This window comes from Accumulibacter sp. (assembly GCF_023806635.1).
Classification (GTDB): Bacteria; Pseudomonadota; Gammaproteobacteria; order Burkholderiales; family Rhodocyclaceae; genus Accumulibacter.
Genome location: NZ_JAMTDQ010000105.1, coordinates 21,004 through 47,385 on the forward strand (window position 1 = coordinate 21,004; position 26,382 = coordinate 47,385).

A 26,382-nucleotide genomic window follows, 5' to 3' on the forward strand; every position below is an offset into this window, starting at 1 on the left:
AAATGAGCCCTCGACCACGACTGCCGCCACGCGAATGACCCCAGCGTTCTCCTCTCACTGGCGAGCATTGGCCTGCGCCGCCTGGTGCTTGGCTCTGCCCGCCGTCGCCCACGCCAGCGACGACCATGACCACGACCGCGCCCGGCAGGCACTGGAGGCGGGCGAGATCCTGCCGCTGGCGCGGGTGCTCGAGCGCGTCGAGCAGCGTCATCCGGGGCAGGTGATCGACGTCGAGCTGGAACGTGAGCGCGATGCGCGCTGGATCTACAAGCTGAAGCTCCTGCAGCGCGGCGGCGCGCTGATCCGGCTCAAGGTCGACGCGCGCGACGGCACGGTGCTCGGCAGCCGCTCGCGCGAAAAGGACAGGGAGAAGCATTGATGCGCATTCTGGTGGTCGAGGACGAGCCGACGCTGCAGGCGCAACTGGTCGAGGCGCTGGCGGCGGCGGGCTACGTCGCGGATCGCGCCGAAAACGGCATCGACGCCCACTTCCTCGGCGACGGCGAAACGTACGATGCGGTCCTTCTCGACCTCGGGCTGCCGCGCATGGACGGCATCACCGTCCTGAAGAAGTGGCGCGCCGCCGGCCGCACGATGCCGGTGCTGATCCTCACCGCGCGCGACAGCTGGCACGAGAAGGTGGCCGGCATCGACGCCGGTGCCGACGACTACCTGGCCAAACCCTTCCACATGGCAGAGCTGCTGGCGCGACTGCGGGCGTTGATCCGCCGCGCCGGCGGCCACGCCAGCGCCGAGATCGCCTGCGGCCCGCTCGTGCTCGACACGCGCATCGGCCGCGTGCTGGCGGACGGCCAGACGCTGGCGCTGACCGGCCACGAATTCCGCGTGCTCGCCTACCTGATGCACCACCAGGGCGAGGTGATCTCGCGCAGCGATCTGGTCGAGCACATCTACGCGCAGGATTTCGACCGCGACTCGAACACCGTCGAGGTCTTCATCGCACGTCTGCGCAAGAAGCTGCCGGCCGGCATGATCGAGACCGTGCGTGGACTCGGCTATCGTTTGGCGGCGCCAGGCGGGCCGACATGATGCGCCGGCGCGGCTCGCTGCGCATTCGCCTGGTCGCCGGCACGCTGGTGTGGATCACGGTGACCATCGTCGCCGCCGGCTGGGCGCTCGGCAACCTGTTCCGCGACCACGTCGCAGGGCAGTTCCACGCCGAACTGCGCACCCAGCTCGACCAGCTGACGGCGCATCTCACCCTCGACGCCGAAGGTCGCGCCAGCCTCGCCCTGCCGCTCGGCGACCCGCGCCTGAGCCGTCCCTATTCCGGCTCCTACTGGCAGGTCGATGGCGTCGTTGGTGTCGGGGGCGTCGGCGCCGGCGTCCTGCGCTCGCGTTCGCTGTGGGATCGCGTGCTGGTCGTGCCGCAGGACACGCCTGCCGACGGCGAGGTGCACCAACACCGCATCGCCGGGCCGCAGGGGCGCATGCTCGGCATGGCCGAACGGACGATCGCCATCGAGGACGGCGCCGACGGTACGCCGCATCGATTCCGGCTGATCGCTGCCGCCGACGAGGCGCAGATGGACGAACCGGTCGCCCGTTTCCAGGGCGCGCTGTGGTTGTCGCTCGGCGTCCTGGCGCTCGGCCTGGCGTTCGCCGTGCTGGTCCAGGTCGGCGTCGGCCTGTCGCCGCTGCGCCGCCTCCGGCAAGACCTGGAACGGATCCGCAAGGGCGAGGCGCAGCATCTGGTGGACGACCATCCTGCCGAGATCGCTCCGCTGGTCGAGGAATTCAACAGCGTGCTGGCCCAGAACAGCAGCATCGTCGAACGGGCGAGAACGCAGGCCGGCAACCTGGCACATGCCGTGAAGACCCCGCTGAGTGTGCTCGCCAACGCCGCGAATGCGCGGCAGGATGATTTTGCACGGCTGGTCGCAGAGCAGGTCGGGGTCGCGCGTCGCCAGGTCGACTACCACCTCGCGCGAGCACAGGCGGCAGCCGCGGTCAGCCAACCGGGGCTCAACACCTCATTGCCGGCAGCGCTCGACGGCTTGATGCGAACGATGCGCCAACTTCACGCCGGATGCGAGCTGAAACTCGAAATGGAACCGCCGACCGTTGCTTGGGGTGTCCGCGTGGAACTGCACGACTTGCAGGAGATGCTCGGCAACCTGCTGGACAACGCCTGCAAGTGGGCTCGGCGGCGGGTTGTGATTGACGTGTCCAGGTCCGCAGACGGCATTCGCATCGACATCGATGACGATGGCGACGGTATCGCGGCAGAGCACTGCGAGAGTGTCTTGCGGCGCGGTGTACGTGCCGATCAGCGAGTGCCGGGAGCCGGTCTCGGTCTGGCGATCGTGGACGAACTGGCTCACCTCTATGGCGGTCGGCTGTCGCTGACCAGATCGCCGCTCGGGGGATTGCGCGCAACGCTCCTGTTGCCGGCCAATGGCTGAACGGCTCAGGGACAGATCGGGCCTCGTTACCCGGTCGATCGCCACGCGTGCCCCGTGCCTGCTTCTGGCTGCCGAGCCGATGCGCTGCGCGCTGCCGCCACCGCGGTTGCGGCGCGCGGCTCGCCGGGTGTGCCGGCCGGTCAAGGGCTCCGGCGCAGCAGGAACCACGAAACCGGCGCGAGCAGGGTGCAGATGGCGACCGCTGTCGCCAGCGCCGCGCCGCCGCCCGCGAGTCCGTGGCCGACGGCGATGCCGACGACTGCCGCCACGCTCATCTGGACGAAGCCCATCAGCGCCGACGCCGAGCCCGCCATCGCCGGATAGGGAGCGAGTGCACGCGCGATCGCGTTCGGCATGACGAGGCCGGTACCCATGGTGCAGAAGAACATCGGTACGAGGATGGCGGCGAGCGTGCGGACTGCGGCGTACTCGAGCAGTGCCATGCCGAGGCCGGCGAGGGCACCGATGCCGGCGCCGATCAGGAGCAGCCGGTCGCTGCCGAGGCGTCGCACCAGTCGCCCCGAGATCAGCGAGCCGATCAGGTAGCCGGCGATGACGCTGCCGAAGCAGATGCCGTAGACCTGCGGCGTCAGCCCGTGCCGCTCGGCGAGGACGAAGGACGATCCCGAGATGAAGGCGAAGAGCGCGCTGTAGGAGAAGGCAAAGGTGAGCAGGTAGCCGAGATAGGCCCGGTTGGCCATCAGTTCGGCGAAGTTGCCGAGCATCCGTCGCGGCCTGGTGGCGTCCGGGTCACGCTGGAGGTTGCTCTCGCCGAGGGCGCGCGCGACGACCAGGAGCTGCAGCGAGGCGATCAGCAGGAGGAGCACGAAATTCGACTGCCAGCCGAAGAGGATGGTGAGAAAGCCGCCCAGCGTCGGCCCGACGAGTGGTGCGAGGGCCATGGCGCTGCCCATGTAGGCGATGATGCGGGCCGACTCGCTGGCTCCCCAGATGTCGCGCACGATCGCGCGCCCGATCACCGGCCCGGCGCAGGCACCGAGCGCCTGTACGAAGCGGGCGCCGACCAGCGTCGTGATGTCGGGCGCAAAGATGCAGCCGAGCGAGCCGAGACAGTAGAGCGCCAGACCGCCGAGCAGCGCCGGGCGGCGTCCGAAGCGGTCGGACAGCGGGCCGTAGAAGATCTGACCACAGGCGAAGCCGGCGAGAAAGACCGACAGCGTCAGTTGCACCGCGGCGGCGTCGCTGCCGAAGACCCGGGCGAGGGTCGGCAGCGCCGGCAGGTAGAGATCGGTCGACAGTGGGCCGAGGGCAACCAGGGTGGTCAGCAGCAGCGCCAAGCTGGCTGACGGGCGCGGCGTCGCTAGCACGGCGGCCGGCGGTGGCGCCTGCAGCCTGCTGCACGCACGCCTAGGGGTGCCGGAAATCGAGGAACATCTTGAAGCAGCGCGCGAAGGCGAGCGGTGTCTCGCAATGCTCGGTCCACAGGCTGGAGGTGACCGAGAAGGACACCTCGCCGTTCGCCTCGCGGTCCTTGACCCAGACCAGGCGGCGATCGCTGTAGACGCCGGTCGGCAGATGCTTGCCGATGAATTCCCACACTCCCTCGAGCGTGTCGAAGCTGGCGAGATCGCCAGAACCTTCGGCTCCTTCCTCTTCTTCCATGAAAACCTGATAGCGCATGGCAGGACTCGCTCCAGTAAAGCCCGGACGGCATGCCGCCGGTGCGTGATTGACATTGGCCGAGGCGGACGGCCGCCGCATCCGGGACGCCGCGATGGCAGACCCGGCGCCGCGCCGGCAGTCCCTCATCCGGCTTGCAGGGCCGCCAGTTCCTGCTCGTCGAAGCCGGCGGCGCGCCGCGCGGCGAGGTTGAACGGGCCGCGCGGGCGCGGTGCGCGGTAGCGTCGGGCCAACTCGGCCTGGCAGGCCAGCGGGTCGAGGCCGCGCCGTTCGCAGAGCCAGCGGTACCAGCGGTTGCCGATGCGGACATGCGTCACCTCGTCGCGCAGAATGATCTCGAGCAGTGCTGCGCCGTGCTCGTCGCCGGCATGGCGAAGCCTGTCGCGGATCAGCGGCGCGGCGTCGAGGCCGCGCGCTTCGAGGACGCGCGGCACGAGCGCGAGTCGTGCCAGCAGGTCGTCACGGGTTCTCTCGGCCATTTCCCACAGCCCGTCGTGCGCCGGGAAGTCGCCGTAAGCGTAGCCCATCGCCCGCAGATGCTCGTGCAGCAGCTGGAAATGTTGCGACTCCTCCCGCGCGACGCCGATCCAGTCGCGGTAGAAGTCACCCGGCATGCCGGCGAAGCGCCAGACGACGTCAAGCGCCAGATTGACGGCGTTGAGTTCGATATGTGCCAGCGAGTGGAATAGCGCAGCACGTCCGGCAAGCGTGCTGACCGGCCGCTGCGCCAGTTGCGCCGGCGCGACCAGCAGCGGCCGCGCGCCGCGGCCAGGCAGGCTTTCGTGCCGCAAGCGGCTGCTGTCCGGCTCGGCCGGCGTCTGCTCGCCGGCCGGCAGCGGCATGGCGTCTACGGCGGCGCACTTCAGCGCCGGGTCGCCGAGCAGCAGAGCGTCGAGGGCGAGTTGCCGCGGGTTCAACGCCGTTCCTCCGCGTCATCGGGTCGTGGTGCGGCGACGAAGCCGTAATGTCGCGCGACGTCGGCCTCGCGGAGCGAACGCACCGGCAGCCGTCTGCCGCGCCATGAGAACGTCAGCGCGCTCGGCTCGCCGTTTCCTGCGCCCATGGCGGCGAGCACGCTGGCGTCGTCGGCCGGCATCCCGTTCGCCAGCTGCAGGCAGTCGTGCAGCGCAGCGAGGTCGTGGTCGCAGAGCAGCGCAACGCCCTCGGGAATCTCGAGCAGCAGGTTGCCGTGTTCGTCGATCGCGGCGCCGCGAATCTCGTCGACCGCGGTGCCGATGTGCGTCTCGAGCTGGCCGGTGGCGCCCAGACGCACCACCCAGGGGGTGTATTCGAGCTCGACGTAGACGCGCTGCGGGCCGTTCTGGACGAAATGATTGCCGTGCCGGTCGCATCCGTACTGCCGGTCGAGGAAGGCAACGAGGCCGGCATGGGTGAGCGTTTCGCCGCGCAGGCGCCAGCGACCGCGGCGATCGAGTCCCAGCCAGCCGTAGCACGCCGGCACATTCGGCCAGCGCAGCATGGCGCCGAGGTCGGGAGTCCGCAGCGGCGCCGAACCGGGCGTCGACTCAGCGCGGTGCATGCGTTTCGTCGTCGCCCGGCAGCAGTGCGCGCGCCGGAGACTGCCACCCGAAGTCGGCGCGGGTCTGCCGCAGGTGGCAGTTCACAGCAGCTTCTCGATGTCGTCGGCGATGCTGTCCGGGGTGGTGGCCGGCGCGTAGCGCTGCACGACGTCGCCGGCGCGATCGACGAGGAACTTGGTGAAGTTCCACTTGATCGCCTCGCTGCCGAGAAGGCCCGGCGCCGCTTTCTTCAGATACTGGTAGAGCGGGTGGGCGCGGTCGCCATTGACCTCGATGCGGGCGAACATCGGGAAGCTGACGCCGTAGTTCTTCTGGCAGAAACTGGCGATCTCGCCGGCATCGCCCGGCTCCTGCGCGCCGAACTGGTTGCAGGGAAATCCGAGAACCACCAGACCGCGCTCGCGGTAGCGCTCGTAGAGCGCTTCGAGCCCCGCGTACTGCGGCGTGAAGCCGCACTGGCTGGCGGTGTTGACGATCAGCAGGACCTTGCCGGCATAGTCGGCGAGTGGCTGCATGCCGCCGCCGAGAAGCTCGGCGCTGAACCCGTGGATGCTTGTACTCATGTCTTCACTCCGCTGCTGTGGTTGACCGGTTCGGATTCCGCGGACTCGTCGGACTCGTCGACCGGCATGCAGGAACAGAACAGGTGGCGGTCGCCGTAGACGTCGTCGACGCGATTGACGCTCGGCCAGAACTTGTTGTCCGCCACCCAGGGCAGCGGAAAGGCCGCCTGCTGCCGGCTGTAGGGCCGCTGCCACGTCTCGTCCACGATGTCGGCCTGGGTGTGCGGCGCGCGCTTCAGAGGACTGTCGTCGGCCGGCCAGTGGCCATTCTCGATCTGCCGGATCTCGTGGCGGATGCTGATCATCGCGGCGATGAAGCGGTCGAGTTCGCCCTTCGCTTCCGACTCGGTCGGTTCGACCATCATCGTTCCCGCCACCGGGAAGCTGACCGTCGGCGCATGGAATCCGTAGTCCATCAGGCGCTTGGCGATATCGATCTCGGAGACGCCGGTGGCCGCCTTGAGCGGGCGTATGTCGAGGATGCACTCATGCGCGACGCGGCCGTTCCTGCCGGTGTACAGCACCGGGTAATGCGGAGCCAGACGCGTGCCGATGTAGTTGGCGTTGAGGATCGCCACCTCGGTCGCCCGCGTCAGACCGCTGCCGCCCATCATCGCGATGTACATCCAGGAGATCGGCAGGATCGACGCCGAGCCCCAGGGCGCTGCGGCAACCGCTCCCTGGCCGCGGTGCGGGCCGGCGACCGGCTGCACGCAGTGGTTGGCCATGAACGGCGCGAGATGTGCCTTGAGACCGATCGGGCCCATGCCCGGGCCGCCACCGCCATGCGGGATGCAGAAGGTCTTGTGCAGGTTCATGTGGCTGACGTCGGCGCCGATCAGCGCCGGCGAGGTCAGTCCGACCTGCGCGTTGAGGTTGGCGCCATCCATGTAGACCTGGCCCCCATGCCGGTGCACGATGGCGCAGACCTCGCTGATCGCTTCCTCGAAGACGCCGTGCGTCGACGGATAGGTGATCATCAGGCAGGCGAGGTTGGCGGCATGTTGCGCCGCCTTCGCCGCCAGGTCGGCGACATCGATGTTGCCGGAGTCGTCGCAGTCCACCACCACCACCCGCATGCCGCACATCTGGGCCGTGGCGGGATTGGTACCGTGCGCCGACTTCGGGATCAGGCAGACGTTGCGCCGGCCTTCACCCCGGCTCGCATGGTAGCGGGCGATCGCCACCAGTCCGGCGTACTCGCCTTGCGCGCCCGAGTTCGGTTGCAGGCAGATGGCGTCGAAACCGGTGATCGCCCGCAGCCAGGCTTCCAGATCGGCGATCATCCGCAGGTACCCCTGTGCCTGATCGAGCGGCGCGAAGGGGTGGATGTCGCTGAACTCCGGCCAGGTGATCGGGATCATCTCGCTGCTGGCGTTGAGCTTCATGGTGCATGAGCCAAGCGAGATCATCGAATGGTCGAGCGCCAGATCCCGGTTCTGCAGCCTCCTGAGGTAGCGCAGCATCTGGTGCTCGGTATGGTGACTGTTGAACACCGGGTGGGTCAGGATCGCATCCTGGCGCAGAAGCGACTCCGGCAGGAAGGGGTCGGCACGGCGCAGCTGCTCGTCGAGCCGGTCGAGGTCGGCGTCGACGCCGGCAATCAGCCGGATCAGTGCGCCGATGTCGGCACGCGTCGTCTTCTCGTTGATGGCGATCGCCAGCACGTCGGCGGAAACCGGCCGCAGGTTGTAGCCGGCGTCGGCGGCGGCCGTCACGAGCGCGGCGACGCGGCCGGCGAGCCGCAGTCTGACGGTGTCGAAGAAATGCCTGCTGCCCAGCTCGATCCCGGCCTCCCGCAAGCCGGCGGCGAGCAGCGCGGCGAGGCGGTGGATGCGGCTGGCGATGCTGCGCAGCCCCTGCGGGCCGTGGTAGACGGCGTACATGCCGGCGATGTTGGCGAGCAGGACCTGCGAGGTGCAGATGTTCGAATTCGCCTTCTCGCGGCGGATGTGCTGTTCCCGGGTCTGCAGTGCCATGCGCAGCGCGCGCTTGCCGCGGGCATCGACCGAGACGCCGATGATGCGGCCGGGGACGGCGCGCTTGTACTCGTCACGGGTGGCAAAGAAGGCGGCATGCGGGCCGCCGAAACCGAGCGGGACGCCGAAGCGCTGCGCCGAACCGAGTGCGATGTCGGCGCCCATCGCGCCGGGCGAGCGCAGCAGCACCAGCGCCATCAGGTCGGAGGCGACGGCGACGACGCCGCCGCGTGCCCTGACGGCGGCGATCGGTGCGCTGAGGTCGGCGACCTCGCCGGCATCGTCCGGGTACTGCAGGAGCGCCCCGAAGACCTCGTGCCGGGCCGCTTCGGCGGCCGTTCCGAAGACCAGTTCAAAGCCGAACCAGGTGGCGCGGGTGCGCAGCACGTCGGCGGTTTGCGGGAAGCACGCGGCGTCGACGAAGAAGCGTTGCGACGCCGACTTGCTGACGCGGCGGGCCATGCTCATCGCTTCGGCAGCCGCCGTCGCCTCGTCGAGCAGCGAGGCATTGGCGAGTTCGAGGCCGGTGAGGTCGATCACCATCTGCTGGTAGTTGAGCAGCGCTTCCAGGCGGCCCTGCGCGAGTTCCGCCTGGTAGGGCGTATAGGCGGTGTACCAGCCCGGATTCTCGAGCAGGTTGCGCAACACGACCGCTGGCGTCACGCTGTCGGCGTAGCCCATGCCGATCAGCGAATGCCGCTCTTGGTTGCGGCGGGCGATGGCCTGCAGCTCGGCCAGCGCCTCGATCTCGCTGCGCGGTCCGGCAAGCGGCAGAGGCGCCGGCAGGCGGATCGCCGCCGGCACCGTCTGCGCGACGAGTTCGGCGAGGCTGGCGACGCCGATGCTGGCCAGCATGCTGGCGATCTCGCCGGCGTTCGGGCCGATGTGCCGGCCGACGAAGTCGTCGCGCCGTTCGAGGGCCGCCAGCGGCGGCGCGGGAGGGGTGGCGTCCATGGTGTCTTCCGGTGGTTCGCGCGGCGACTAGGCGGCGGCAACGATCTCTTGGTACGCGGCCGCGTCGAGCAGGCCGTCGAGTTCGGCGATGCTCGCCGGACGCATCCTGAACAGCCACGCCGCGTAGGCGTCCTGATTGACCAGTTCGGGCGAATCCGCCAGCACCGCGTTGTTCTCGATGACGGTTCCCGTCAGCGGCGCGTAGACGTCGGCCGCCGCCTTGACCGATTCGACGACGGCGGCTTCCTGCCCGGCGGCCAGTTCGCGTCCCGGCTCGGGCAACTCGATGAAGACGAGGTCGCCGAGCAGTTCCTGTGCATGATCGGTGATGCCGACGCTGATCGCTCCGTCGGCTTCGACGCGGACCCATTCGTGGCTGCGGGTGTACCTGAGGTCGGTGGGGATGTTCACTGTTTCTCCTGATGAGTGGAAGCAGGGCTGGCGTTTGCCAGGTCGGGATCAAACGAGGACGCTGCCGTTCCGGACGAAGCAGGGTTTGACGACACGTGCCTGCAACGGCTTGTCGCGCACGCTGACGTGGACGACGTCGCCGACCGCGGCGGCCAGCGGCAGGCGGGCGAGGGCGATCGACTGCTGCAGCGTCGGCGAGAAGCTGCCGCTGGTGGTTTCCCCCGGGCCATGCGCGCTGTCGACGCGCTGGTGGGCACGCAGGACGCCGCGCTCGAGGAGCAGCAGGCCGAGGAAGCGGTGCTGCTGCGGTTTCGCCAGCAACGCCGCCTTGCCGACGAAGTCGCGCGGCGAAGCGAGGTCGACGGTCCACGCTAGCCCGGCGTCGAGCGGCGACACGCTCTCGTCCATGTCCTGGCCATAGAGATTCATTCCCGCCTCGAGGCGCAGCGTGTCCCGCGCACCGAGACCACAGGGCCGGGCGCCCGCTTCGGCAAGGCGCTTCCAGAGCCCGACGGCCTGCGCCGCCGGCAGCGTGATCTCGTAGCCGTCCTCGCCGGTGTAACCGGTGCGGGCGATCAGGTGCTCACCGACGGTGGCGGCGAAGAAAGGCTTCAGGGCAGCGCTGGCCGGCTGGCATTCGGGCAGCGCCTGCCAGACCTTCTGCCTCGCCTGCGGGCCCTGCACGGCAATCATCGCGAGCCCGTCCGCGCCTTCCCGGCGCGCTCTGATCGTCACCGCCTGGCCCCACTCGTCGCGGCGGGCCGTCATCCAGCGCAGATCGTTGGCGGCGGTCGCGGCGTTGATGACGACGCGGAAGTCGTCTTCGGCGAGATGGTAGACGATGAGGTCGTCGATGACGCCGCCGGCCTCGTTGAGCATCGTGCTGTAGAGGGCCCTGCCAGGAAGCTGCAGGCGGTCGACGTTGTTCGCCAGCAGCCGCCGCAGGAAGGCGCGTGCGTCGCTGCCCCGGATGTCGACGGCGCACATGTGCGAGACGTCGAACATGCCGACATCGCGGCGCACGGCATGATGCTCCTCGATCTGCGAACCATAGTGGAGCGGCATGTCCCAGCCAGCGAAATCGACCATTCGCGCACCAGCCCGGCGGTGCTCCTCGTTCAGGACAGTTTTCTGCATCGTATCAATCTCTGACAGGAATGTGTTGAAGTGGATTCCAGAAACGGGAAAGGGGCGAACCCGCTTCGAGTCCACCCCTCTGTCCATGTACCTGAGAGATTGTCTGGCCGACACGCTGCTGCACGGTCGTCCTGGCCCCATCGGTGGGCGTCCTGCAGAAGCGGGCGCCGCTCTCCAGAGTTCATTGCACGAACGGTCCTCTTGCCTGAGCGTTTCCGGGTGGATTGCGCCTTCGGCGACGGCAGTGCCGTGCTCTCCCATTCGCGGCGAGACTATAGCGCGCGACCAACCCCGGCTGCAAGCCATCGCCGGCGCCGAAGACCTGCGGCGTTGGCCTGCCCCGGGTGCGCCGGCCGGCCGGGCGGCAGCAAACGCTGTGGGAAGCCGCGACGCCCTGGGAGCCGGGAGGGCTGGCGAACCTCTGCCAGCATGGGATGTCCGCCGACCGCCCGGCGCGGGGAAAGCTGGGGAGGCCCTCGTCATTCCCCGCTCTCAGGCCAGATGCTGGCGAACCGAGGCGAGCAGCAGCCAGGCCGATGAAAAGAAGATCGTCGTGAAGGTCAGCGCCATTCCGGTGACGCGGAAGCTGAAGTTCTCGGCCGTCCGGCTGACGCCGAAGGCATGCGCGACGCGTCCGAGCAGCAGGCAGAGGCACAGGCCGTGCAGCAGCATCGCCTGCGCCCCCTGCGCCTCGACGAAATGGAGCAGGACCAGCGCGAGCGGTACGTACTCGGCGAAGTTGGCATGCACGCGCATCGCCCGCAACATCGCCGGGTTGCTGCCGTCGCCGATGGCGATGCGGAGCTGGCGCCGCAGGCGCAGCGTGCGGATGCTGAGGGCGATGAAGAAGAGCGCCAGCAGCGCGGCATAGGTCGGAACGATGTTCGCGTTCAATGGGGCCTCCTGGAACGAATTGCCTGCCGATGGCGCCGTCCGGCGCCGCTCACGTCGTCACCGGGGGCGCCGGCCGCTCCCTCAGCACCCACGACTGTACGCTCGGCCGCTGCCATTGCCGCGTCGCGTAGCGGGCGAGGGCGTCGGGGACGGCATCGCCGTTCAGCAGCAGCCGGTTGAGCATCAGCGCGAGGTCGACGTCGGCGATGCACCAGTCGTCGCCGCAGAGATGGTCGCCGCCGTGCGCCAGCAGCTCGCCGGCGCCGGCGAACAGCCGCGCAGCCGAGCGCTCGGCGGCGGCGGAAAGCGGCTGCGGTGTCGGGCCGTAGAAGATCACCTCGGTCGAGCGTTCCTGCCGGAGTGGCAGGAAATCGCTGCGCAGCCACGCCTGCACCTGCCGCGCGCGGGCGCGGGCGCGTGGCGCAGAAGGATAGAGCGCCGGTCCCGGATGGATCTCGTCCAGGTATTCGGCGATCGCCGACGATTCGGACAGGGCAAAGTCGCCATCGACGAGCGTCGGCACGCGCGCGCTGATCGACAGGCGGGCGAACTCCGGCCGCTGCTGGTCGCCGGCGGCGAGGTCGAGGGTCTCGATGGTGAACGGCAGTCCCTTCTCGTGCAGGGCGACGAAGGCCGACAAGGCATAGGGTGAGGCAAACTGGACATCGACGTAGAGGAGCATGGTCGGCGACTCCGGTCAGGAGGAGAGGGTTCGGGCGCTGGCGGCAGCGGCCGCCGACGGCGACGGGGCGCTGCGCGGGTTCGCCCGCAGCCAGTCCAGCACGTCGTCCGCATTGCGATCCGGCGGAAAGACCGGATAGAACACCGTGCTGACGCGTCCGTCGTCGACCACCAGCGTCAGACGCCGGTACAGCTCCATGCCGGCAACGCGGAAGGTGGGCAGCCGCAGCGCCGATTTCAAGCGCAGCCCGTTGTCGCTGAGCAGCTCGAAAGGCAGGTGCAGCCGGTCGCGCGCCTCGCGCTGGTAGGCGCTGTCCTGCGTGCTGAGGCCGTAGACGCCGGTGTGCAGCGCCTGCAACTCGGCGAAGTGATCGCGGAAACCGCAGGACTGCGGCGTGCAGCCGCGCGCGCCGGGGATCGCGTCCCAGCCGTCGGGCAGCGCGACGCCCGGGCGACCGGTCATCGGGTAGACGTAGAGCACCCAGCGCCCCGCCCGTTGCGCCAGGTTGAGCAGCGCGCCGTCGGTGGCGGCCAGGCTCAGCTCCGGCAACGGCGAACCCGCGAGATGGGCCGCAGCACCGTCATCAGTCGGTACCGGCAGGTTGTCGGGCAGGGGAAACGGGTTCGTGTTCATCGGGCATCTCTGTCGTGCCGGTTCTTCCTCGCTCGCTCGACGCCACGCGCGTCGGCCGGCGCTGCGATGAGCCGGGAAAGCCTCGAGCGCGTCCGCATGGCGGTCGGTCGGACCCAACCGGGTGGCCGACCCACCACGGCAGGATACCGCATTGTTGCCGGCGCGGGTCGGAGTACCGGATCGCTGCCGGCAGCCGGCGTCGTGACGGCCCGCGCGTCGAGCCGACCACGGCGCCGCGCGCGTGGCGCAGCCGCGAACGCTGGAACGGGGAGATGCTGTACTCGAGACCCGCGGGTGAAACCGAGGGGATGGTGGAAGCCGACGAAGGGGTCGAGTCCCGATCCGTGGAGGGCGAGAAAGGCTCCGAGGCATGCTCGTGCGAGCGAGCGTCGCCGCTTGGGCTGGGGGACACGTGCCATCCTGCAGATTGTCAATTCTCATCGACCTGGCAGGCTACTATCCCATCGTCGCCATTACCGGACCGCGTCACTCCGGCAAGACCACGCTCGCCCGTGCGACATTTCCGGACAAGCCCTACGCCAGCCTGGAAGACCCCGACGTGCGCGCGCTCGCCGCCACCGACCCGCGCGGCTTTTATCCACCGCTGCACGACCGCGCCATCCCACCGCACGTCTGGTTTTCCGACTACCTCGCCACCTATGTCGAACGCGACCTGCGCAGTCTGTTGCAGGTGCGCGAGCGTGACCACTTTCACCGCTTCGTGCTCATGTGCGCCGCGCGCAGCGGCCAGCTGCTCAACCTCTCCGCGCTTGCCGCCGACTGCGGCATCACGCATAACACCGCACATGCCTGGATCGGCGTGCTGGAAGCGAGCTACATCGCGACCCGGCTCACACCCTTTCATCGCAATCTCGGCAAGCGTCTGACCAGGACGCCAAGACTCTACCTCCTCGACCCGGGTCTCGCCGCCTGGCTGGCGGGTGTGCGCGGCGCCCCGGAACTGGCGGTCGGCAGCCTGCTCGGGCCGCTCTTCGAAACCTGGGTGGTGAGCGAATTCCTCAAGCGTCGCCGCAACGGGCTGCACCCGGAGGAGCTTCACTTCTGGCGCGATGACGCCGAATTCGAGTTCCGCCAGGTTGATCGCCAAGAGCAGCAAGTCGCCTCCGGGCAGCGCTTCGATCAGTGACGAACAGACCGTTCTTGAAGAGCCCATACTTCATCGAAACCGGTATCCCGCAGATGACGGGCACGGCCGGACGGAAGCGTGTGCCGGCAGACTGTTCAGGGTGGGGCAGGGCACACAAGCATTATTGCGCTCATGTTGTCAAGATGCTATGTTCCTGGACGTATAGATGCTTAAGCGGTGAGGCAGAAACATGTCCAACGAAGAAACTACCCGGCTGACCGTCACGTTCTCTCGCGAGACTGACATGGCATTGCGCGCCTTCCTTGGTGCCCAAGGGATGCGCAAGGGTGATCTGTCGAAGTTCATCGAGGACGCCGTTCGCTGGCGGATGCTCGACCAGGCGGTTCAGGGTGTGAAAGCCCGCAACGCCGATGTCGATGTCGGCGACCTGCAGGCGGCGATCGACGAGGCCTGTGCGGCCGTGCGCAACGAAATGTGGCCGACCGCGCCAAAGGCGTCGTAGTTGGGATGCGTTTCATCCTTGACACCAACATTCTGGTTGCAGCGCTGATCACGCGAGGAACACCCCCGGACCAGCTTTATGAGGCGTGGCGCGACGGGCGCTTCGCGCTCATCACATCTGAACTGCAAGTCGAGGAAATCCGCCGCGTCACTCGCCGCGAAGGCATCCGCTTCCGCATTCACCCGGCCGAGGCGGGGCGACTGGTCAACGATCTCCGGCGATTGGCGACCGTCGTGGGCAACCTGCCGACAGTGGACGTCTCTCCTGACCCCTACGACAACTTCCTGTTGGCGATGGCGCAATCCGCGCAGGCCGACATCCTCGTTACAGGCGACAAGCGCGACCTGCTTGCGCTCGGCCGTCACCAGGGAATACGCATCCTGACAGCGCGCGGCGCTCTTGATCTGCTGCGGGCATCAAGCCTATGACGCGCTCCGTTATCACAAGAGCAACTCTTGCCGATCCACCCGCCCAAACCAGGCCTGGGGTCGCTGCGCGACTTTCTGGCCAGCCAGCCGTTGCAGACGATCCCCAGTGAAGCCCTGCTCGCCGAAGACCGGGAAGATCGCTGTTGACCGCTCATATCGATACCAGCGCCCTGGCGAAATGCCATGTGCGCGAGCCCTGGTCGCTGCAGGTTGTCGACTGGGCTGATCTTCAGTGGGCACCGGCAACCGCAGCCCTGACGCCGGTCGAATTCCGCTGCCTGCTGGACAGATCGATGCCGCGCTCGAACAGCGCGCACTGGCCGATTTCGACGGGCATGTGCACGGCGGCGCCCGGCAGATTCAGTCGGTTGCCCTGAACGACCATGCCGCGGCGCGTGCCCTGGTCGACTCACTTTGCAGGGGCGTCGATAGCCAGGCAAACGGTCATGATTTGTCCAGGCACCCCGATCATGGAAGTCATGACCGTTTCGCTCTCCCCCTTCCCCTCCCTCGCGAGGGGAAGGGGGAGGTTCGTGAGTTGCATACGCGACTTTCAGACTGGAGGCCTTTCGACGACGCGCGGCCGCGCCTGGTGTCCGCTGCCGGATCCAGGCACTCGCGGCGCTGACCGACCGCGACAGGATAGCGCATGTCGCCCGGGTTGGCCGGCAAGCGGCCCTGGGGTCGGCCCTTGCGTGCGGCGCCATCCGGTTGCCCCGGGTCGCGGGGGATGGCCTTCGGGGCGGCGGGACGTTCGCCTTGCCGCCGGCTGCGGCGCGCTCCGGCCATGTTCGCCGCCACAGCCGGGACCGCTCACGCGATCGCCGCCGGCAGCCCCGTCCAGACGATCCCTTCAGGCAGGCTCGCGCGGCCGATACGGCCCTGGAAGCCGCGCGCCGGCAGCGCGTAGCAGCGGACGTCGTCCTCCTGCGGCGCGATCAGCGACTCGATCTCGAGCAGGCAGCGCTTCTTGTCGTTCTCGCTGCCGATCAAGAGGAAGATGCTGTACTCGAGCGGCGTCGCGTGCTTGCACATCTCGCGATGCACGCGCAGCAATCGCCGTGGGTCGCTGATGTCGTAGCCGATGACGAAGGCGAGTTCAGAAGCCATCGCCGTCGCCGGCCGGCGCAGCGGTTGCCGCAGGCGGGTGCGCCCCGCTGCTGGCGACCGCGGTCGTCGCGCCAGCCGCCGCCTCGCCGATCGCCGCCGTCACATCGCTGACGCTCTCCGCCAGCAGTTTGCGCAGGCGCGCCGCGAGCGCCTCCCATTCGCCGTAGAAGCGTGCCCTGCCAGCCTTGCCGAGCAGGCAGCCGGCATCGCTGTGGGTGAAGTCCTCGGGCCGCAGCTTTTCTGAGCGAAACAGCATCAGTGCATGCTGGTCGATCTCGACGCGCAGCGGCTCGACCAGATCGCAAGCCAGCGATTCGCGTGCGAAGTCGAGCGTGTGGTAAAAGCCGACGAAGGGGTCGAGTCCCGATCCGTAGAGGGCGAGAACGGCTTCCGCGTGCAGCAGCGTGTAGCCGAGAGAGAGGACTGCGTTGACCGGGTCGCGCGGCGGCCGCCGGTTACGGCCGCTGAAGTGCAGCCGCTCGGGGAGGAGGTCGGCGAAACCCTCGAAGTAAGCCGCTGCCCCGGCGCCTTCGAGTCCGCGCAGCGATCCGATCGTCGCCTGCTGGTCGACGGCCGCGATGCTGCTGGTCAGGCGCTTCAGCGAAAGGGTCAGCAGGTAGCGCGAGCGCGGCTCGCTATCCCGGCGTTCCCCGAGGAAAGCTGCCTGCGCCCGCAGTTTCGCTTCGACGATGGCACGCGCGAAACGCAGGCAGAAGTGAGCATCGAGGGACAGGCGATACTGTGCCACTCGCCGGGCGGCATCGTTGTGCGGGCGCCCCAGAAGCATCGTCGGCACAGCCTTACGCCCGGAGAGGACCACCACTCCAATGCCCCGTTCGCCGAGCTTGCCGAGGAGCGACGACGATACCGTCACGTCGCCACGAAGGAAGACGCGCGACAGCGGCGCCAGTGGCACCGTGCCGACACGCTCGCCGTTTTCGTAGAAGACGAGTGCCTCGCCATCGGCTTTCAGCGTCACTCCGCGCCGGTCTACATACAGGCTTGACATCGCTTCGTTCCCTCGCTCAGACGATCAGGATGCAGTCGGTGACCGGTTCGGTCGCGAGACCAAGCAGGTCGCGCTGCATGCGCGGATCAAGCTGGAAGATATGGGCCCGGTCCTCCGCCAGGTCGAGCAGGTTCGCCAGCGTCGCCCGCACCTCGCGCAACTCCGCAGCGGTCAGCCAGCACTCGAAGAACGACTTCTGACCACCCACCTTGTAGCCCGTCAGGTACTTCTGCACGCGCCGGCGCAGGGCCGAGTCGCAGACGTCGTAGCAGACCAGGTAGAGGGTTCGCGCCGCATCGCTCATGGCGCCACGATATTCGCCGCAGCCGCGGCTGTCCGCTGCCGCAAGCTTGCCGGCAGGGGCACCGGTGCAACGCGGCACCTGCGCGCGCCCGCCTGATGATCGGTGGTCAGCCGATGGCGTTCAGGGTCGGCACGCCGACGCACCGTTTGCGGGCGGCGCGCGACGCCGCGGCGACCATGGCCGCGCGGCTGGCATCGTCACGGGCAGGCTTCGCACCTCGGCTCCGTGCGCCGGCAGCGCGGTGGGCCAGACGCGTGCCGGTGGCGTGCCGCGGCTGCCGTTCAGGACGGACCCTGCGGGCGGCCCGGTTTCGCGACGATGTATTCTTCCAGCCGCGCGCCGTAGCGCTCGAGGTCGTCGGCCGACAGTTCCTGTCCCCGTGCCTCGGGCGGTGCATCCAGCGAAAGGTTGAAGAAACGCCCCCCGCGCGCGCAGACCTCGGCCGCCAGGTTGACCGGCAGGGTGCCGATGACGACATCACCGGGGTGGATGTTGGCCGGGTCGAGGTGGGCGATCTGCCGGCCGACGTTCAGGCCGCGGCGGGCCGCCCAGACGACGGCACCGGGGTGGCGGGTGATGAAGAGGGTGGTCATGGCCGCCCAGGATGGTCAGCCGCTCTCGGCACGGACGAGGACGCTTCCCGAGACATGGGCCGTCACCTTGCAGAACTGGTTGCCCTCGACCTTTCTGCGAAGCTCACTGGGCAGGCTGGCCAGCAGCGCCTTGCCCTTTTCGCCGTGCGCATGGGCCGCCTTGCCGTCCTTCTCGGCGCTGAGCGTGCCATTCCGCTGGTTGTACTTCAGCCGGGCGCCTGACCAAGGAACGGTTTCGGCCTCTCCGATCGAGTCCTGGTCCCCTTCCGGGCGCGGCTCCGCCGGAGGACGCCGGGCCTGGCGCATGGCTTCGCTCGCCATCGCACCGTATCCGACCGCCGTCTTGGCGCCGAAGCCCAGCCAGGCAAAGGCATGCTCGAAGGCTTTGGTCATCAGCTCGTGCCAGCGCGGCTTGCCGCTGTCCGGGTCGGCTGCCGTCAGTTGCGGGGCCATCTGCTGCAGATGCGACTGGTCGCAGGTGACGAAGAAGGTGAAGGTGGAACCGGGCGGCACGGTCAGGAAGCTGATCGGGGTGGGCTGCCCGGAGTCGTGGGGAGTGGTGCTGTCGCCGGTTCTGCGATCGCGCTTCTGCTGATAGTAGTGCGACTGGTGTGGGGTCATGATCTCGACCATCAGACTGTCGCCCTTGATCTGCGGGATGACGTCCCAGAAGGCGAGCGCGCCGCGCACGTGCTCGCTGTCGCCGTCGCCGGACTCCAGGCCGAACAGGGCGTCGAGCAGGGAAAGCCGGATGCGCTGCTTGCCGGCGTTGAGGACGAAGGTCTGGTCTTCACTCCACCCGTGCGGCTCTCCCCATTCGCCGGAAGCCAGTTCCCGCGCCGCCTGGCGCAGGACGCCCTTGACGCCGGAGCCCGGCAGGTAGGGCAGGCCGTAGGGGCTGAGAAAGGCGAAGCCGTTTTCCAGCGGGTGCTCGTTGCCCAGGCCGGTGGTGAACGGTGCCTGTGCGAAGGCGTCGAGGCGCAGCAGGCTGGCGGCGGGAAGCGTTGCGGCGACGAGCGACTGGCGGGTGGCCAGTGCGGTCATGGCCTGTCGGTCGCGCTGCCGCAAGCCCCTGGCCTCCGCCAGGGCGGCGACCTTGTTCTCCTTCGGGACTTCACGCTCCTCGCGGTTCTGCCCCCGGACTTCGTAGTCGAGGTCCTGAGTGGACCAGAGTGTGGCATGGGTGCGCCGGTTTATGCCCCAGAGCTTGAGATACATGCCGAAGCGCATTGCCGGCGAGGCTTCGCTGAAGTCACTGCCCAGATAGGCGGGCACAGCGGCGATCGGCATCTCAGTTTCCTCCCCGGCGGGCGGCCGCCATCTGGCGCATCCACTTGAGCCAGGCGAAGGCTTCGGCGGTGATGGCCTGGTAGTCGGCAGGGCTCGCGTTCATCAGCGCCTGCATCAGCGGCTCGAAACCGGGGTCGCGGATCACCCCTTTGAATCGCTGCCCGAGCCAGGCCCGCAAATGCTGCGCCACCGCCTCGTTCGCACCGCCCTTGTCGTGACAGAAAGCGAGAACCTGCATCAGCCCGCTGTTCATGATCAGCGCGGGCAGCCCCTTGGCGACATTGACGTGTTCCTTCGTGTAGCCGGCACATTTCTCCCAGGCGTCCTGGGCGCGTTGCTGTTCCAGTGTCGCCATGATCAGCCCTCCACCACTTTCGCCACCACCAGGCCGCGTCCGGTGGTGACGTCGCCGCCGATCTGCAGCAGCTTGCCGTCGATGACGGCCCTGATCTGGCTCATCACCACTTCGGCAGGAGATTCGGAATCCTTGCCCTTGCCGGTGCGCGTCCGGCTCGCCAGCATCGGGGCGACGAGCAGCGACTCCGGCGGCAGGTTTTCGCTGTAGAACAGCCCGCCTTCGCTGGCGGTGCCGGTGTCGGCGTCGATGCGCACGTGCGGCTCGACGAGCATGGCGTTGCCGGCGAAATAGGCGAAGTCGGTGTCGGAAAGCACCACCAGATCGGTCCTGAGCTTGTCGCGGAAGAAGGTGTAGCCCTCGCCATCGGGCAAGGCCCGGGCTGCCAGGTCGGCGGCGATGGTCCTGGCGCCGGCAGAGTCCTTTTCCCGGGCGGCGTACTCGAAGGCCTCGAGATGCAGCCTGTCGCCGGACAACAGCGCCGGGTTGGCCAGCAGGCATTGTCCTTCGCTCACGGCCAGCGGCGGCCAGTCGGCCTTGATGCCGATCAGCCCCAGGAGCCTGCGGGCGCGGGCCAGCGCCTGCGGGCAGGTGGCGTAGACGTAACCGCCCCTGAGGCTGCGCACCGGCAGGGCGACGAGCTGGGCGTCGCCGAAGCTGACGGCGCCGGCGTGCAGATCCGAACTGCCGGCATCCGGCCCGAACAGCACCTTGATGACTTCGTTCAGCGGCTTGTCCTGCTTCGTCCCCCTGGCCAGAGCCTCGAAGCCATGTCGCACCGCTCCCTTGATGCCGGAGCCGGCGAAACAGGGGTGGCCGATGTGGCGCTCGCGCTGGATCGGGTTGTCGATGACTCCCACGGCCTGGCCAGCGCCCATGTGGACGGGGCTGACGGCGTAGAGAAATATGGCGGCGTGTTTTTCGAACATGGCGGGGTCTCCCTTCAGGAACTCGGGTCGCTGGCGGGCAGCAGGTTGACGACGAGGCGGATCAGCGGATCCTTGTGATGCGGCGCACTTTCGACCAAGAGCAGGGCCTGGGCGGTGCGCGCGCTGGTGTTGAACTTCATGGGCATTCCCTGGCCGCCGCTTTCAGGAGCGGCAGCGCGCCCATGTCCTCCCCTCATTCATTTCCAGGCGGCCAGGGCGATGCGGTTGAAGCCTTCGGCGCGACGCGCGGCATCTTCGCAGGGATCGCCCCACAAGCCCTTGGCAGCAAGCTTGCGCAGGGCCGTGGTCGTCGCCTCCAGCTCATCCAGCCACCAGACGCTGCCGGCCGGGGCCGCCCGCTGGGCCGCCTTCGGCTGCCATTGCGCCAGATCCCAGCCGGAGATGACTTCGGCGCGTGGCACGGCGGCGCAGACCAGGCGGCCCCGGACACCGTACAGCTCGAAGCGGTGACTGCCGTCAGCCTGCTGCGTGCTGCCGGTCGGCAGCCAGCCACCGGTGAACAGGCCGGGGGTGGCCAGGATCATGCGGCAGCGGCCGGCGCCGGCGATGGCATCGAAGTCCGGCTCGGGCAGGGTGGCCGTCGCCGAACGGATGGCCGCCGCGCGACCATCGCCGCCGAGGCGCACGGGGCCGTCCGCCGGTGGCGTGGCGCCGCTGATGGTGGCGAGAAAACCCACGTCGTAGTCGGCAAGAATCGCCTTCCGCGTTCCTTTTTCCGTTCCGATGCGGTGCCCGCGCTTGGTCATCGCCACCGCCTGCAGCGAGAACAGCCGTCCGTCGGCGGCGCGGCGGGTGGCCGCGTCGAGGCCGACGCCAACCCGGTGGTCGAGCGCCCACAGCTCGGAGGATCTGGCGAGATCGCTGGCGTTCGGGGTTCCACCCGCCAGGTATCTGCGCCAGCCGGCCTCGGTCAGCCACCAGCCGCCGGCCGGCTTGCTCCGCTCGGCTTCGGCCAGCACGGGCAGCAGGGGCAGGGGGGCGGAGCACTGCAACCCCCCTGCCTGCAGGAGCGGGATTGGGGTGAGCGAGCGGATTGTCGTCGAACCAGCATCCGCTTCGCCGATGACCAGGTCGGCCGGTGGCTGAACGAGCGCCTCCACGCTGCCGTCGGCATGGCGGCGGGCGAGGTGGAAGGCGGTGACGGCGAAATCGCCGGGCCGTTGCGGCGTACCCAGCGCCGGATGGTCGATCTCGCCGCGGGCGAAGGCCGCCAGGTCGACGCCGGCGTCCGCCAGCATGCGCGAGCGGATCGCTCCCGCCGCCACCGAGGGCCAGGGCGGCACCAGCGATTCGCCGAAGCTGCCGGGGTCGCCGAACAGCTTGTTGCCACGCAGGAAAAGCACATCCAGCGGTTCCAGGAAACGGGTCTCCACGGGTTTCATGCCTCACCTCCGGCGCGGCTTTCGCGGGCCAGGAATTCGGCCACGGTCATGAAGTTTGCCAGCCAGTTCAGGCCGTCGCCGGCTTGCTTGCCGGTCAGATCGGCCAGCCGTCTGGCCAGGCCGGGCGCCGCGGCACCGGCCGTTCCGCTTGACTGCCGGGCGAGCTGATAGGCCAGCAGGCTCTCCAGCATGTCGGTACGGCCGCCGGGATCGGGCAGCCCCTTGAGCCATTCCAGGCTGTGGTACACGGCGCGGCGGGAAGTCCCTTCGTCGCGCAGGAAGTCGATCAGTTCGTTGAGCAGCTTGAGCGGCTCGCCCCACTTGCCGGTGAGTTGCAGCGCTCCGCCGGAACGCTTGATGACGGTGACGCAGAAGGCATCCCGTCCGCCCTCGGCCTTGGCCCGCCTTTCCGCCGCCCGCAGTTCGCGCATGACAGCCGACAGCGGTGCCTGATGGTGGGCGATGACCGCGCCGCAGGAGGCGGTGGCGCGCTCGCCCATCATGCGCATGACCTGCAGGCCGCGTTTCGACCGCAGGGCGGCGAAGCCCTGATGCAGGGTCAGGCCCTCGCAGACGCCGCCTTCGTGGTCCGGGTCATGGCCGGAATAGGCCTGGCGCAGCCGCTGCATGGCCGGCAGCAGATCGGCCACCGGCAGCATCGCCAGCACGTCGTCGCCGCCGGCGTAGATTACCCGGCCGAGGCGCTCCTCCTCCAGCACGTGGCGCGCCACGACTTGCGAGAAATCGTTGAGGGCGACGGAAATGGCCAAGTGCCGGTTGGGCGAGACGGGGCGCTTCTGCTGGCCGTAGCGGCGGATCAGGGGCTGTTTCGCGGCGTGTTCGTCGAACCCCTTGCGCACCTGCGGGTGGAAGCTCTCGCGGTAGGGGATGGCGCAACGGGTCCGGTCGTCGCCGGCGAGGATGGCGCCCATGCGGTCACCGTCCAGCATCAGAAGGGCGTAGTAGGTTTCCAGACGGATTTCCTGTTCTCCGCCCCCCTTGGGCGAGGGGCCGGCGGTGGCGGTGCCCTGCGCCAGCGTCCGCCGCACCAGCCGCTGCGCCTGTTCCTGGGCCGCGTCGTCCTCGGCGTCGCGCGCCGCTTCGAGCAGGCCGGGGATGCGCTTGGCGTCCTCCAGCGCCCGCGGGTTGGCCCGGTGGCGGCGCATCAGGCGGCGCGGCAGGGCGACGGGGTCCGTTCCGCCCGTATCCAGCCCGCCGGCAGTCAGGCCGCCCTTTTCCAGCCACTGGTCGATCTGATGCGCCAGTGCCATGGTGTGGGTGGAGACGACGAAGCGGTCGACGCGCGCCCGCTCGCCGCGTTCCCCGGCCGCCAGCGCCTGGCCCACCTCTTCGGCGAAGATTGTCGGCCACAGGCGCTTGATGGCGGGCAGGGCGGAGAGGTGTTCACCCTTTCTGGCCCAGGCCGGCCTTTGTTCGGCGATCCGGGTCCACAGCGTTGCGGCGTGTTTCCCATCCTGGAACGCCTTGTCCTTGCGGCTCTTGCGCTGGCCTGCGGGCATCCGCAGAAGGTCGGGATCGTCCGTCAGCCATTCGGCTTCGCCGGTCATCGAGCAGCGCCAACCCCGCTGTTCGGTCGGCGCAAAGGTGCGTGTGGCCTTGGCGGCGGCCAGGACCCGCTCGGCGAGGTCATACACCGCCGGGTAGAGGACGCCGGGGTTGGGAGCGAAGAAGCTGGTGCCGTCGCCCCAGTCGATCTCCTTCTGCAGCGCCTGCCAGGCGGGGGTAGCGAGAAAGCCGCAGTCGTCTCCCGTCCGGGCGCCGAAGAACGGCGCCATGCTGGCGGACAGGGCGCTCAGGTCCAGGTCGGTCTGCCTGGCGGCGTTCCTCGGCTGGATCAGGGAGAAGGGCACGGCCGCCCAGTGCACCTCGGGGAAGCCTGCGAGCTGCTCCGTCATCTGCGCGTAAGGCGTGGCGGTTTCGGCATCGAGCCCGGCCTCGTGCAGCAGGCGCGAAACGACGTCCGCGCCCAGCTTCTGCATCCACTCGTGCAAGGCGCTGCCAGCCATCCCGGCGATCTCCCGTGCCCGGACTGCCGGCACCACGGCCACGAAGCGGTTCGGCAGTGCCGCCGAAAACAGCGGATTGGCGTCGGTTCCGCCCTGCATCCACTCGCAGCCGGTGAATAGGGAATCGGGCAGGTCCATGGCGTCGCGCAGCCACAGATCCACCTGCGGAATGCCGCGCAGGCGGGGGAAGAGGATGGCGTCCGGCCCGAATTCTTCGCACAGCGGGCGCATGGCCTCCCAGGCCAGCCGCGAGAGCAGGTGCGACCCCGCCCAGAGATCGTCCATCTTGCGCGCAGCGGCGATGAAGCCCTGCACCGGGCCGATCGACAGCGCCAGCAGCGCCGCCTCACCCTTCGGATCGGCCGCAAAGGCGCCGGCAAAGGCGGAGGTGAGATCCAGATGATCCCAGATCGAATGGTCGGGGATGCGGGTGTCGGCCGGCAACAGTCCCCAGAGGGCGCCCAGCTTGCCGAAGTCCTCGTCCTCGACGAGTTCCGGGCCGAAGCGCCAGAAGGTGAGCAGGGTCTTGCGCAGGTCTTCCTCGCCATCCTTGCCGCCGAGCCTGGCCAGCAGCCTGGAGAAGTGATCGAAGCTGCGTTGCTTGATGTCGTGGAAGTCGGTGTCGGAAAGCCCGCCGTGTCTGCCGAGGTCGAACTGTGTGCCGGTGAGCGGGTGGATCAGCACTGGCTGGTTGGTCCAGCGCACCTGGGCGCCTGCGGCGACCCTGATCGTCTTCAGCTCGCCGGTTCGGGTCTCGACGGTCAGTTCCTGCATCGGCCACTGCGGCCGGTCGGCGGCGGCGGCCCACCAGTCGGCGCGCTGCACATGGCGGTAAATGGCGGACTTGAGACCTCGTTTGAAGATGACGCGCGCGAGCACTTCGTCGTTGTCGGGGTCGATGGTCTCGGGCAGCGCTTCTGCACCGATGGCGAGCAGCCGGCTGAGCGCCTTCGAAGTGCCGTTCTCGTGCCCCGCCGGGTCGCGCAGCAGGACGAGGGCCTTTTCCGCCGGATCGTGCAGCCGCGCGGCGAGTTTGGCTTGCCAGAGAAAGTCGTTGCAGGTCATGGCTTACTCCGGGATGCGGGTGAGCTGTTGGGCCGGGGCGTCGAGGAAACGATGCACCTGGGCCCAGACGTTCTCGATGGCCCGCGGATCCGGGCGGAATGCAGCGGGCGGCAGATGCGGGACGTGGAAGATCACGCCGACCAGTCTCTGGTCGGCGGTGGCGCGCACCTTGAAACGCAGGGTGTTGGGCAGGCGGGCGTTGTTGCCCCAGGCCACCACCGAGTGGTTGGTAACGGGGTAGCTCAGCCAGTGACGAGGCTCGACCTGCCGGGCGTTCCTGCCGGTGGTGAAGGCGAACTGGGTGCGCAAGCCGATCTTGATCTCCGCCAGCCGCCTCATCAGTGCCTTCCAGTCACTGAACGGCGGCGTCTGCCAGATCAGCGGGCGTTCGTCGCGGCCGATGGCGTGCGGCCAGTCTGTACCGAGGCAGTCTCGCCACGGGCGAAGCGGAGCCGGCGCGGCCTGCGTTGCTCCGTCGCTCCCGGTGGGAGCGGCGAGCAGGGCCAAGGATCCCCAGCCGTTGCGGCTGCGGCCGCCCAGGGTGCCATAACGATCCATCAGGCGGAGGGCATGCTGGAGACGAGGCGCGTTCGCTTCGAGCAGGCGCCGCAACTCGGCGCCGCTGTGCGTCGTCGGGAAGGCGATGGCAAGCGTGGCTGCCTCGCCGGCCTGGATCGCGGCGTTGGCCTTGAGCGCGGTTCCCTGACGGAACACCAGGGGACCGTAGCCGAGATAGAGCTGGGAGCCCACCGGGGTCTGGCGGCCGTCCCGGTTCTTTACCTCCGGATGGGAAACGGGCGAGTCCGGGCCTGCCCAGACGCGCAGTTGGCCCATCCTCCAGTCGCCCAGCCGCATCCGCACCAGGCTGCGCCTGCTGTTTCCATCGCCATCGCTGGCGACGCCGAACAGTTGCCCTTCCTCGCGCCGCATCGCGGCCACATCGACACGAAACCCGTGGTCCGCGGCCCACGCCACCCGCCACCACTGCCGCAGGAGCGCCTTGATCGGCGGCGTGCGCCATTGCCCCTGCTGCTCGGCGTTGCCGAGGAAGGCGGGGGTGTTGAAGCGGAGGCTGTATTCGAGCGTCTTCATGGTCTGTCTCCCGTCCATATCAGCATTATGCATGAATCGGGCGTGGCCGTTCATCTTCGCAAGCTTGCTGCAGGTCCCCAGGACTGCTGCCAGGACGACACGATGTGCTGTTTGCCATTTCCGTCGCAAGCAGTGGTTGCAGCCGTTGCCGGCACCTGCATGAGCCTTTGGCAATCGCCCGCGTGGCCGCCCGGGAGCTCCGGCAGGCCGTTGAAGCGGGCGATCTTCCGGTAGAGGAAGTCACGCCGGGAGAAGGATGGCGCACGGCGCACACGCTCCGGATCTTCGATGGCGGCAAAGCTTCCT

29 protein-coding genes and 2 riboswitches are annotated in these 26,382 nt (G+C 68.7%); of the genes, 6 read left to right on the forward strand and 23 right to left on the reverse strand.

Features of this window, described 5'->3' with window-relative positions:
- The first annotated feature begins 67 nt into the window (after nucleotides 1-67).
- Genes NFW30_RS18165 through NFW30_RS18175 form a run of 3 tightly spaced genes read left to right on the forward strand, consistent with a single transcriptional unit; the run spans nucleotide 68 to nucleotide 2,426 of the window.
- Nucleotides 68-379 carry a PepSY domain-containing protein gene (locus tag NFW30_RS18165; RefSeq protein ID WP_295350781.1) on the forward strand — a complete coding sequence of 104 codons (312 nt, stop codon included), beginning with the start codon at nucleotides 68-70 and terminating at the stop codon, nucleotides 377-379.
- A complete protein-coding gene (locus NFW30_RS18170; RefSeq protein ID WP_295350778.1) occupies nucleotides 379-1,050 on the forward strand; it encodes a response regulator transcription factor in 672 nt (223 codons plus the stop codon). The genes NFW30_RS18165 and NFW30_RS18170 overlap by 1 nt, the downstream gene beginning before the upstream one ends.
- Nucleotides 1,047-2,426 carry a sensor histidine kinase gene (locus NFW30_RS18175; RefSeq protein ID WP_363322125.1) on the forward strand — a complete coding sequence of 460 codons (1,380 nt, stop codon included), beginning with the start codon at nucleotides 1,047-1,049 and terminating at the stop codon, nucleotides 2,424-2,426. Before NFW30_RS18170 ends, NFW30_RS18175 begins: the two co-directional genes overlap by 4 nt.
- Nucleotides 2,427-2,566: 140 nt before the next feature.
- Here NFW30_RS18175 and NFW30_RS18180 read toward each other — a convergent pair whose 3' ends face one another.
- The 11 genes from NFW30_RS18180 to NFW30_RS18230 form a co-directional block, all read right to left on the reverse strand.
- Nucleotides 2,567-3,724 carry a multidrug effflux MFS transporter gene (locus NFW30_RS18180; RefSeq protein ID WP_295350776.1) on the reverse strand — a complete coding sequence of 386 codons (1,158 nt, stop codon included), beginning with the start codon at nucleotides 3,722-3,724 and terminating at the stop codon, nucleotides 2,567-2,569.
- 70 nt (nucleotides 3,725-3,794) lie between these two features.
- Entirely contained in the window at nucleotides 3,795-4,067 is a 273-nt protein-coding gene (locus tag NFW30_RS18185) for a hypothetical protein (RefSeq protein WP_034936959.1), read from the reverse strand.
- A 125-nt stretch (nucleotides 4,068-4,192) separates the two neighbouring features.
- A complete protein-coding gene (locus NFW30_RS18190) occupies nucleotides 4,193-4,984 on the reverse strand; it encodes a ferritin-like domain-containing protein (RefSeq protein WP_295350770.1) in 792 nt (263 codons plus the stop codon).
- Nucleotides 4,981-5,607 carry a DUF2946 family protein gene (locus NFW30_RS18195; protein ID WP_295350766.1) on the reverse strand — a complete coding sequence of 209 codons (627 nt, stop codon included), beginning with the start codon at nucleotides 5,605-5,607 and terminating at the stop codon, nucleotides 4,981-4,983. The genes NFW30_RS18190 and NFW30_RS18195 overlap by 4 nt, the downstream gene beginning before the upstream one ends.
- A gap of 81 nt (nucleotides 5,608-5,688) precedes the next feature.
- Nucleotides 5,689-6,171: a glutathione peroxidase gene (locus NFW30_RS18200; protein WP_295350763.1), complete on the reverse strand. Its 483-nt coding sequence runs from the start codon at nucleotides 6,169-6,171 to the stop codon at nucleotides 5,689-5,691.
- Complete coding sequence (gcvP, locus tag NFW30_RS18205; RefSeq protein ID WP_295350760.1) at nucleotides 6,168-9,104, reverse strand: aminomethyl-transferring glycine dehydrogenase; 2,937 nt, start codon at nucleotides 9,102-9,104, stop codon at nucleotides 6,168-6,170. The genes NFW30_RS18200 and gcvP overlap by 4 nt, the downstream gene beginning before the upstream one ends.
- A gap of 27 nt (nucleotides 9,105-9,131) precedes the next feature.
- Nucleotides 9,132-9,515 (reverse strand): glycine cleavage system protein GcvH, encoded by a 384-nt coding sequence (gcvH, locus tag NFW30_RS18210; protein ID WP_295350757.1) that lies wholly within the window; start codon nucleotides 9,513-9,515, stop codon nucleotides 9,132-9,134.
- Nucleotides 9,516-9,563: 48 nt separating this feature from the next.
- Nucleotides 9,564-10,652 (reverse strand): glycine cleavage system aminomethyltransferase GcvT, encoded by a 1,089-nt coding sequence (gene gcvT, locus NFW30_RS18215; protein ID WP_295350755.1) that lies wholly within the window; start codon nucleotides 10,650-10,652, stop codon nucleotides 9,564-9,566.
- Nucleotides 10,653-10,729: 77 nt separating this feature from the next.
- A riboswitch (glycine riboswitch) is annotated at nucleotides 10,730-10,832 on the reverse strand.
- A 3-nt stretch (nucleotides 10,833-10,835) separates the two neighbouring features.
- A riboswitch (glycine riboswitch) is annotated at nucleotides 10,836-10,922 on the reverse strand.
- 222 nt (nucleotides 10,923-11,144) lie between these two features.
- A complete protein-coding gene (locus NFW30_RS18220; RefSeq protein WP_295350752.1) occupies nucleotides 11,145-11,546 on the reverse strand; it encodes an MAPEG family protein in 402 nt (133 codons plus the stop codon).
- Nucleotides 11,547-11,595: 49 nt separating this feature from the next.
- The gene (yfcF, locus tag NFW30_RS18225; RefSeq protein WP_295350749.1) at nucleotides 11,596-12,228 is read right to left on the reverse strand and encodes a glutathione transferase; all 633 of its coding nucleotides are present in this window, start codon (nucleotides 12,226-12,228) and stop codon (nucleotides 11,596-11,598) included.
- 15 nt (nucleotides 12,229-12,243) lie between these two features.
- A complete protein-coding gene (locus NFW30_RS18230; protein ID WP_295350746.1) occupies nucleotides 12,244-12,861 on the reverse strand; it encodes a peroxiredoxin in 618 nt (205 codons plus the stop codon).
- Between the two features lie 427 nt (nucleotides 12,862-13,288).
- Here NFW30_RS18230 and NFW30_RS18235 point away from each other — a divergent pair, with 427 nt between their 5' ends.
- From NFW30_RS18235 to NFW30_RS18245, 3 genes are all read left to right on the forward strand, one after another.
- Nucleotides 13,289-14,008, forward strand: coding sequence for a DUF4143 domain-containing protein (locus NFW30_RS18235; RefSeq protein ID WP_295350744.1), 720 nt, complete (start codon nucleotides 13,289-13,291; stop codon nucleotides 14,006-14,008).
- Nucleotides 14,009-14,198: 190 nt separating this feature from the next.
- Nucleotides 14,199-14,471: a ribbon-helix-helix domain-containing protein gene (locus NFW30_RS18240; protein WP_295350742.1), complete on the forward strand. Its 273-nt coding sequence runs from the start codon at nucleotides 14,199-14,201 to the stop codon at nucleotides 14,469-14,471.
- 5 nt (nucleotides 14,472-14,476) lie between these two features.
- Nucleotides 14,477-14,899, forward strand: coding sequence for a putative toxin-antitoxin system toxin component, PIN family (locus tag NFW30_RS18245; RefSeq protein WP_295350740.1), 423 nt, complete (start codon nucleotides 14,477-14,479; stop codon nucleotides 14,897-14,899).
- Nucleotides 14,900-15,128: 229 nt separating this feature from the next.
- Here the strand turns inward: NFW30_RS18245 and NFW30_RS18250 are convergent, their stop codons facing one another.
- The 12 genes from NFW30_RS18250 to NFW30_RS18305 form a co-directional block, all read right to left on the reverse strand.
- Entirely contained in the window at nucleotides 15,129-15,284 is a 156-nt protein-coding gene (locus tag NFW30_RS18250) for a hypothetical protein (protein WP_295350737.1), read from the reverse strand.
- Between the two features lie 428 nt (nucleotides 15,285-15,712).
- Entirely contained in the window at nucleotides 15,713-16,009 is a 297-nt protein-coding gene (locus NFW30_RS18255) for a CRISPR-associated endonuclease Cas2 (protein ID WP_295350734.1), read from the reverse strand.
- On the reverse strand, nucleotides 15,999-17,018 hold the full coding sequence (cas1, locus tag NFW30_RS18260) for a CRISPR-associated endonuclease Cas1 (RefSeq protein WP_295350730.1): 1,020 nt from the start codon (nucleotides 17,016-17,018) through the stop codon (nucleotides 15,999-16,001). Before cas1 ends, NFW30_RS18255 begins: the two co-directional genes overlap by 11 nt.
- Before the next feature lie 16 nt (nucleotides 17,019-17,034).
- Complete coding sequence (cas2, locus tag NFW30_RS18265) at nucleotides 17,035-17,400, reverse strand: CRISPR-associated endonuclease Cas2 (RefSeq protein WP_295350727.1); 366 nt, start codon at nucleotides 17,398-17,400, stop codon at nucleotides 17,035-17,037.
- A gap of 203 nt (nucleotides 17,401-17,603) precedes the next feature.
- Nucleotides 17,604-17,915 (reverse strand): CRISPR-associated protein Csx16, encoded by a 312-nt coding sequence (gene csx16 / locus NFW30_RS18270; protein WP_295350724.1) that lies wholly within the window; start codon nucleotides 17,913-17,915, stop codon nucleotides 17,604-17,606.
- Nucleotides 17,916-17,930: 15 nt separating this feature from the next.
- Complete coding sequence (gene cmr6, locus NFW30_RS18275) at nucleotides 17,931-19,205, reverse strand: type III-B CRISPR module RAMP protein Cmr6 (RefSeq protein WP_295350721.1); 1,275 nt, start codon at nucleotides 19,203-19,205, stop codon at nucleotides 17,931-17,933.
- Between the two features lies 1 nt (nucleotide 19,206).
- On the reverse strand, nucleotides 19,207-19,560 hold the full coding sequence (gene cmr5, locus NFW30_RS18280; protein ID WP_295350718.1) for a type III-B CRISPR module-associated protein Cmr5: 354 nt from the start codon (nucleotides 19,558-19,560) through the stop codon (nucleotides 19,207-19,209).
- Nucleotides 19,561-19,562: 2 nt separating this feature from the next.
- Nucleotides 19,563-20,489: a type III-B CRISPR module RAMP protein Cmr4 gene (gene cmr4, locus NFW30_RS18285; RefSeq protein WP_295350715.1), complete on the reverse strand. Its 927-nt coding sequence runs from the start codon at nucleotides 20,487-20,489 to the stop codon at nucleotides 19,563-19,565.
- A gap of 14 nt (nucleotides 20,490-20,503) precedes the next feature.
- The gene (locus tag NFW30_RS18290; RefSeq protein WP_295350712.1) at nucleotides 20,504-20,629 is read right to left on the reverse strand and encodes a hypothetical protein; all 126 of its coding nucleotides are present in this window, start codon (nucleotides 20,627-20,629) and stop codon (nucleotides 20,504-20,506) included.
- 57 nt (nucleotides 20,630-20,686) lie between these two features.
- Complete coding sequence (locus NFW30_RS18295) at nucleotides 20,687-21,892, reverse strand: type III-B CRISPR module-associated Cmr3 family protein (protein WP_295350710.1); 1,206 nt, start codon at nucleotides 21,890-21,892, stop codon at nucleotides 20,687-20,689.
- On the reverse strand, nucleotides 21,889-24,798 hold the full coding sequence (gene cas10 / locus NFW30_RS18300) for a type III-B CRISPR-associated protein Cas10/Cmr2 (protein ID WP_295350706.1): 2,910 nt from the start codon (nucleotides 24,796-24,798) through the stop codon (nucleotides 21,889-21,891). The genes NFW30_RS18295 and cas10 overlap by 4 nt, the downstream gene beginning before the upstream one ends.
- Nucleotides 24,799-24,987: 189 nt before the next feature.
- On the reverse strand, nucleotides 24,988-26,130 hold the full coding sequence (locus tag NFW30_RS18305) for a hypothetical protein (protein WP_295350704.1): 1,143 nt from the start codon (nucleotides 26,128-26,130) through the stop codon (nucleotides 24,988-24,990).
- Between the last annotated feature and the right edge of the window lie 252 nt (nucleotides 26,131-26,382).